This is a genomic window from Lawsonibacter sp., from assembly GCF_022777125.1.
Classification (GTDB): domain Bacteria; phylum Bacillota; class Clostridia; order Oscillospirales; family Oscillospiraceae; genus Lawsonibacter_A; species Lawsonibacter_A hominis.
The window spans coordinates 1-7,104 of sequence record NZ_JALFGV010000136.1; the positions used below are offsets into that span (position 1 = coordinate 1).

Sequence of the window (7,104 nt, forward strand, 5' to 3'; positions counted from 1 at the left end):
GGGAAGAGGGATCGTCGCAACACCGTATTCCGGGTGGTCGGCGTTGCTCAGAACTGCTTCCATCATCACATTGCATCACCTTACTTTCCTTCAAAATTCAAAATCGCATCTCCGTACTTGGCCAGAAGCAGAGCGCAGACAATCAGGTGGAACGCCTCATCTGTGACCAATTCGGGGGATGCGAGATCGGCAAGAGTGATATTGCGGCTGCCGGTGGAGATGGCTTTGGCTGCCTGGTAAACACTGTACAGTTCCGGCTGGATGCCGGAAAGCTGGACGGACTGGAAGTCAAGTCCGCGGGCATCAAACTTCCAGATCATCCTGCGCCAGATATCCTCATACGCCGTGAGGAGAAACAGCGCGGCCAGATTACAGTCTGACATTCGATAGCAACGCGCACGCCAGTGCTGCCAACGCTCCCGATGACTATCGCTCAGGAAAAATCCAATGGAGCAGCCATTGAAACTCCTCTCTAAGCGGGCCTGAAGCTGCGCTCCAGCTTCAGGGAAGAAGCAATCCCTGACAAACTCGTTGAGGTCAATCGCACCAGCCACGATCCGTTCATCCAGACAGACGCACTGCTCCAAAGGGCAGGGATGATTGCGTCTGAAGTTCATGCAGTATGGGCACTCCATGTCATCTCTGCTATATTGAAAACCGGGATAGTATCGGCCATGGCCTCTGGGCTTGAAATAGGGCGGGGTCATCATCTGCTGTTCCATCTGGCACAGCGGTGTATCCCGCATGAAGTAGCGTGTCATTGGTGGTGTGCTCCTTTCAGTAAAGCAAAAAAGCGCCGGAGTCTTATTTCTAAAACTCCGGCGCCTGAATATTACATGATCGGTTCTTGGTTGTAGGATTCCATGGGGTGCTGCTCCTGCTCTCTTATGCGCTCCAGGGCATCGGGAGCCGCAATGGCAATCTGCTCCTGAACGCCCCGGATGCACTTTTCCTGCTCGGCAGTCAAATCAAAACCAGCGTCCAAGGTATCAGAGCAGCATCGGTAGATTTCGATAAGCTGCTCCTGATTGAAGATTTGCTGTTTGGAAATGAGGCCGGCGCGGATGGCGAAGTCCTGCTTGGCACCTGCATAATTTTCCTGAAAGTAATTGCCCTGGTTGAGACCTGTGCGGTCAAAGCTCCAGTCCCATGTGACGAATTGGACGCCAAGCCGGGTGGGATGGGCAGCCAGCACGGCTCCGTTGAAGTCAGCCAGCAGACGGTAGTCACCGGTCAGGCTTTGGGCTTGCAGGGGCGGAGCCTGTTCCAGCAGCGTCATGTACTCCCGCACGGTGCAGGCCAGATCGGTGGCTCGCTCACAGGCCCGTTCCCGTTCCGGCATCGCTACATCCTCCTGCCAGTAGCGAACGCCTCCGTCCGCTGTGATCCGGCAGAGAGGGAGACCATCCCACTCCACAGGAAGCAATTCATCCTGTTCCGGCTGCGGAGTGAATCCCTCACGGTGGAGAGCGGTGCGAAGCTCCTGAAAAAACTGTTCTCGGTTCATTTACTACCTCCTGACATTCAGTGCCCTTTTTGAATTTGTCTGAAAACAAAAAGGGCGCCAATTCGATGGCCCGTCGTGACCAACAAATTGACGCCTCAAACTTTGTGTATTCTATTGATAGAAAAATAGCGCCCTTTTTGAAAATAACCGCTTCAAAAAGGGCGCCACATGGTTCCGAATATGCCAATCGCCGAAAAAAGGGGGTTCGAATCCCACCAGGTAGGGGGAAACAGTGGTTGGCATCTATGGATTCATTCGTGAATTTCTGAGCGAAAAAAGCCCGGAAACGGTTGATGCCACTGGCTTTTCGCCAGTGGCATCTATACCGTTTTGATTTTATGGCGGAGTAGGAGGGATTCGAACCCTCGAGCCGTGTTAGCGGCTACACGATTTCCAGTCGTGCTCGTTATGACCACTTCGATACTACTCCAAATCATTGTAATTTGGTTTTCTTTCAATGGACAGCAGAGATTATTATAACAGTTTTTCCGGCTCCGTCAAGAGGGAATTTTCAAAAACCTTCGAAAAGTCGCCCCTCCTGCAGGAAAATATTGTACCTTGCCAAATCTGTATCAAAACAGTTACAATCTGGTTACAAATCCAGAAAGGCAGGAACGACCATGAAAAAGCAATTGATCGCCGCCGCTCTGAGCGCGGCGCTGCTGGCGGGCGGGCAGAATGTGGCTGCGGCCGCCGCTCCGCTTACCATCGACGGTACGGCGCTGGAGGCCTCCGGCAGCTACCTGAGCAACAACACCACCTATGTCCCCATACGCACGGTGACGGAAGCCCTGCGTCCCGATGCCGCGGTGTCCTGGTCGGATGGGCAGGCAGTTGTTTCTGCCTGGGATCTGAACCTGACCGCCCGCCCAGGCGACCCTTACATACAGGCGAACGGCCGTTGTCTCTATGTGCCCGACGGCGTGCAGGTACGGTCCGGACGTGTTCTGGTACCGGTCCGGACGCTGGGTGCCGCCCTGGGCGCCCAGGTGGATTGGGACGCCGCCACCGGCTCAGTTTCTGTGACCGGCGGAGCCTCCGTGCTCACACATGCCGACTCCTACTACAATGAGGACGACCTCTACTGGCTCTCCCGTATCATCTCCGCAGAGAGCCGCGGGGAATCCCTGCTGGGGCAGATCGCCATTGGCAACGTGGTGCTCAACCGGGCCGCTTCCGCTGATTTTCCCAATACGATCTACAGTGTTATCTTTGACAGCCGCTGGGGCGGCCAGTTTGAACCCGTGCGGAACGGCACGATCTACGACGCTCCTGCTCCGAGCAGTATCGTGGCGGCCAAACTCTGCCTGGAAGGGGCCAACGCAGTGGGAGACAGTCTCTACTTTCTGGCCCCAGCTCTGACCAGCAACCACTGGGCGATGAATCAGCGCACCTATGTAACCACCATCGGCTGCCATTGGTTTTATCGTTGAACCTTTTCCCAGCAACGCCCGGACGAGTATCGTCCGGGCGTAACCTTTTGTTATCATTTGCAGTCGATTTTTATACGGCAATGGATGAAAAAGTTCGTTCCAATATTTTTTATTGTCCCTTCAAACGGCTGTGCCGCAACGGATTGGAATCTTTCCCCAAATTTTCGGCTTGACTTTTAGGGTTAAAAGTAGTTACAATGTGGTTACAATTTGTGAAGCATCGCGTAACAAACTGTAACAGGAGGAACCCTTGTCATGAAAAAACGAGCCATTTGCGCGGCACTTTGCCTGACGCTCTGCATCGCTCTGGGCGGGCAGGCGGCGGCAGCCGAACGTGGCGTCAGCTTTATCCTCAATGGAGCTGTCCTTGAGACGGAGATCGCCGCGCAGGTCATCGACCAGACCGTCTACGTCTCCTATTGGCCCATCGTGCAGGCGTTGTATCCCGATGCCGCCGCCGTCTGGGCCAACCATCGGGCAGAGGTCACCACAGAAGGCCTGGCCCTCTATATCAAGCCCGGCGCCAAGTATATCGAGGCCAACGGCCGCTATCTCTATGTGCCGGAGGGCGTACAGGTGCAGGGCTACGATATTCTGGTCCCCATACGGGTGCTGGGACGGGCCTTGGGCGCCTATATCAATTGGAACGGCGCCAGCTCTGCGGTAGAAATCACTTCCGGCAGCAGCCCCATCCCATCCGGTACGCTGGCCTATCAGGAGGACGTGGTTTACTGGCTCTCCCGCATCATCTACGCTGAGAGCGGCAACCAATCGCTGGACGGCAAGATCGCCGTTGGCAATGTGGTGCTCAACCGGGTGGCCAGCCCCCGTTTCCCCAACACGGTCTATGAGGTCATTTTCCAGCGGAATCAGTTTACCCCCGCCATGACGGGCAGCATTAACCGTACGCCCAGCGCCGAGAGCGTCATCGCCGCCAAGCTTTGCCTGGACGGCGCCAATACCGCCGGGGATGCTCTTTACTTTGTCAACCCCAACATGTCCCCCTATAGCTGGGCCTCCCGCAACCGGCCCTATGTGGCCACCATCGGCGCCCATGCTTTCTTCGCCTGATCCAACCGATACGTCCGGGGCCGGAAGTCCCCGGACGTATCGTCTCTTCCGCTTCGTTTTTTGCGTCTTTGTAGGTTTGTCAAAGATATTGGACAGCGAACTGGTTAGGAGAAAGCCAGTGTAAAGTCCTCATGGGTAGATTGTTGGAGCGGCGGTTATGGACGGCAAGTTGTTTGGCGAAGTCATCCGGAGAGAAGAAGGAATGGCAGGAATAGAACCGCTTCTGATCCTCACGGTGGCTGCGCTCCACCTTGCCGTTATGTCTGGGCGTATAAGGACGAATCCGTTTATGCCGGCCTTCAAGACGCTTCGCCGCCAGTTCAAACCGGGCGGGAATATCCTTCTTGCTGTTGGAACAGCAATTCGTGAACTCAAATCCGTTATCTGTCTGAACACATTCCACCTGAATTCCTCTGCGATCATACCATGCCGTCAGTTTTTGCAGAAAGTCTGCTGAGGAATCGGCAGACTGCTCCGGATAGGCGGCGAGGAAACGCAGCCGTGTGAACTCGTCAATGGCGGTATACTGGTAAAGCCGCAGTTCAGGGTTTGCGATGCAACGCAGAGGGACGACCTTCACATCTACCTGGACCCGCTGGCCGGGATAGGTCATCTGCTCATAGGGCTTTGGCTTGTAGACTGGTTTCTTCTCGGCCTGCGGGAACAGCCCCAGCTTGCGCATGACCCGGAACAAGCTCTCCGGGCGGCGGGTATAGCCCCGCTGCCGCAGGCGGTGCCACAGTTCCACCATACCTAACTTGGGGTTTCTGCGGCCCATATCCGGCTCAGCTTCAATTCCGCTTCTGTATGTTGGTTGGGATGGCTGTGGGGCGTCCGGACTGGCAGGACAGAGACTGCACCGTTCCATCCCAACGCCCCTTCCAGAAGTAGATATACGACCGGCTCCTGTTGTACTTCCGGCCGGCTCGGCTCACGCCATATTTTCCCGCGTATTGCATCAGGGATTGCCGATATGCCATGTCCTGTGTTATACGCTTGCTCATGAAGGATATGGCCCCCTCTCATCAAGTTGTTGTGTGGTAACTCAACTTTATCCGATGAGGCCATTTCCTTCATCCTTTTTATTCGACTGTCCAATATGTATTGTACTCTTACACAAGGGCGGGCCATAAAGATGGCCCGCCCTCTGGATTTTTCCGCAGAAACATGGTAAGATACCTTTGACTGGTTTCCACATCCGGTCCAAGCACGGTTTTTACCGTGTTCGTTCGGCGGGCGTGCCCGTCGTTCTCTAAATACGAAAATGGAGGTATCCCTGACCATGCGCAAGTTCGACACCCGACAGATCACCCTGGCCGCCGCCGTGGCGGCCCTGTACGCCTTATTGACCTACTCCGGCTCCATCTTCGGCCTGACTTACGGGCCGGTACAGTTCCGCTTTGCCGAAGCGCTGTGTGTACTGCCGTTCCTGTTCCCAACCGCTGCCCCCGGCCTCTTCGTAGGCTGCCTGATTGCCAACCTGCTCTCTCCCTACGGACTGGTGGACGTGGTATGCGGCTCTGCCGCTACGCTGATCGCCGCGCTGATCACCGCCCGCGTGCGCCATAGGTGGCTGGCGCCCCTGCCGGCCGTGCTCTCCAATGGAGTTATCATCGGGGCCATGCTGGCCTGGTACGAGGCGGGGTTCGGCCCCGGTTTCTGGGGGATGTTCGCCTATAACGGCCTTACCGTGGCGCTGGGCGAGCTGGGGGCCTGCTATGTGCTGGGGATGCTGCTGCTCTATGCCATCCCGAAGATCAAATATTTTCAGCCCATGCTGCGCCGGGTGCGCTGCTGAGGCAAGGAGGTCGTTTCCATGAAGGTACGCAAGGCGGTGATCCCCGCCGCCGGGCTTGGGACCCGGATGCTCCCCGCGACCAAGACGGTCCCCAAGGAGATGCTCCCCATGGTGGATAAGCCGGTGATCCAGTACATCATCGAGGAGGCGGTGGCCTCCGGCATTGAGGACATCCTGATCGTCACCAACCGGGCCAAATCCGCCATGGACGACTATTTTGACTACTACCCCGAACTGGAGACCCGGCTCAACCAAGCGGGCAAGGACAAGGAACTGGCCGAGGTCCGCGGCGCGGCCGATCTGGCCAATATCTTTTATGTCCGCCAGAAGGAGACGAAGGGACTGGGCCACGCCATCGGCCGGGCCCGCCGCTTCGTGGGGGACGAGCCCTTCGCGGTGCTGCTGGGGGACGACATCATGCGGGCGAAGAAGCCGGTGACCCTGCAGCTTGTGGAGGCTGCGGAGAAATACGGCGCGTCCGCCGTGGGAGTACAGCGGGTGGCGACCGAGGCGATCTCCCGCTATTCCTCCGTGAAGATCGCTCCTTTGGAAGAGCGGGTCTTCTCAGTATCCGATATGAACGAAAAGCCCAGCCCGGAGCAGATGTTTTCCAACTATGCCATTTTGGGGCGTTATGTACTCACGCCGGACATTTTCGATATCCTGGAACGGGTGAAGCCCGGATACGGCGGGGAGATCCAGCTCACGGACGGACTGCGGGAACTGTGCCAGAACAGCAGAATGGTGGCGGTAGACTTTGAGGGGCGCCGCTATGACACCGGCAACCTGAACGGTTTTTTGGAGGCCACCATTGACTTTGCCCTGGACCACCCGGCCGCCGGCCCCTGGCTGCGCGGCTTCCTCAAGGAAAAGGCCGCACAGCTGTAAAACCAGAGCCGCCGCACATTTGTGCGGCGGCTTCAGCCTGTCGAAAAACCCTCCTGGGGAAGAGCCCCGCAGAGTTGAGTCGTCCGAAGACGACGGAAGGAAAGGAGGCCCCGTCATTTCCGGCGACATACGCATCGGAAATGACACCTCTCATGACGGACAGGGCGACTTCTCTGCAAGGATCGAGCCCTGTCCGTCATGCATCCCTCTGTCGGAAAAGGCCAAAGGCCTTTTCCGACAGCCTGAGCCGCCGCACATTTGTGCGGCGATAAGGTAAAATAAGTTGCGCAAATATAAAAGAGGATAAAAAGAGACATGGTTTGCAGAACTCTGGTAGAATGAAGTTGCGACACACCATTCTGAAAGGAGTCTGTAAACCATGTCCGAGAAAATTGTACAACTGAACG

At 56.5% G+C, this 7,104-nt stretch carries 7 protein-coding genes and 1 tRNA gene; 4 read left to right on the forward strand and 4 right to left on the reverse strand.

Annotation, left to right across the window (positions count from 1 at the left end; translation table 11 throughout):
- Positions 1–80: 80 nt before the first annotated feature.
- The 3 genes from MR825_RS10985 to MR825_RS10995 form a co-directional block, all read right to left on the reverse strand.
- Complete coding sequence (locus MR825_RS10985) at positions 81–761, reverse strand: hypothetical protein (RefSeq protein WP_287880732.1); 681 nt, start codon at positions 759–761, stop codon at positions 81–83.
- A 71-nt stretch (positions 762–832) separates the two neighbouring features.
- Positions 833–1,507 carry a hypothetical protein gene (locus MR825_RS10990; protein ID WP_287880734.1) on the reverse strand — a complete coding sequence of 225 codons (675 nt, stop codon included), beginning with the start codon at positions 1,505–1,507 and terminating at the stop codon, positions 833–835.
- Between the two features lie 339 nt (positions 1,508–1,846).
- Positions 1,847–1,937: transfer RNA gene (locus MR825_RS10995), tRNA-Ser, on the reverse strand.
- 190 nt (positions 1,938–2,127) lie between these two features.
- On the opposite strand from MR825_RS10995, the gene MR825_RS11000 reads away from it, so the two are divergent.
- Together MR825_RS11000 and MR825_RS11005 are read left to right on the forward strand one after the other, a co-directional pair.
- Complete coding sequence (locus MR825_RS11000; RefSeq protein ID WP_287880736.1) at positions 2,128–2,940, forward strand: cell wall hydrolase; 813 nt, start codon at positions 2,128–2,130, stop codon at positions 2,938–2,940.
- A gap of 255 nt (positions 2,941–3,195) precedes the next feature.
- The gene (locus MR825_RS11005; RefSeq protein WP_186907971.1) at positions 3,196–4,011 is read left to right on the forward strand and encodes a cell wall hydrolase; all 816 of its coding nucleotides are present in this window, start codon (positions 3,196–3,198) and stop codon (positions 4,009–4,011) included.
- 79 nt (positions 4,012–4,090) lie between these two features.
- On the opposite strand, the gene MR825_RS11010 is transcribed toward MR825_RS11005, so the two are convergent.
- The gene (locus MR825_RS11010) at positions 4,091–4,789 is read right to left on the reverse strand and encodes a DDE-type integrase/transposase/recombinase (RefSeq protein WP_287880738.1); all 699 of its coding nucleotides are present in this window, start codon (positions 4,787–4,789) and stop codon (positions 4,091–4,093) included.
- Positions 4,790–5,293: 504 nt separating this feature from the next.
- On the opposite strand from MR825_RS11010, the gene MR825_RS11015 reads away from it, so the two are divergent.
- Entirely contained in the window at positions 5,294–5,809 is a 516-nt protein-coding gene (locus MR825_RS11015) for a QueT transporter family protein (protein WP_287880740.1), read from the forward strand.
- 18 nt (positions 5,810–5,827) lie between these two features.
- On the forward strand, positions 5,828–6,697 hold the full coding sequence (gene galU / locus MR825_RS11020; RefSeq protein ID WP_186907973.1) for a UTP--glucose-1-phosphate uridylyltransferase GalU: 870 nt from the start codon (positions 5,828–5,830) through the stop codon (positions 6,695–6,697).
- Positions 6,698–7,104: the final 407 nt, after the last annotated feature.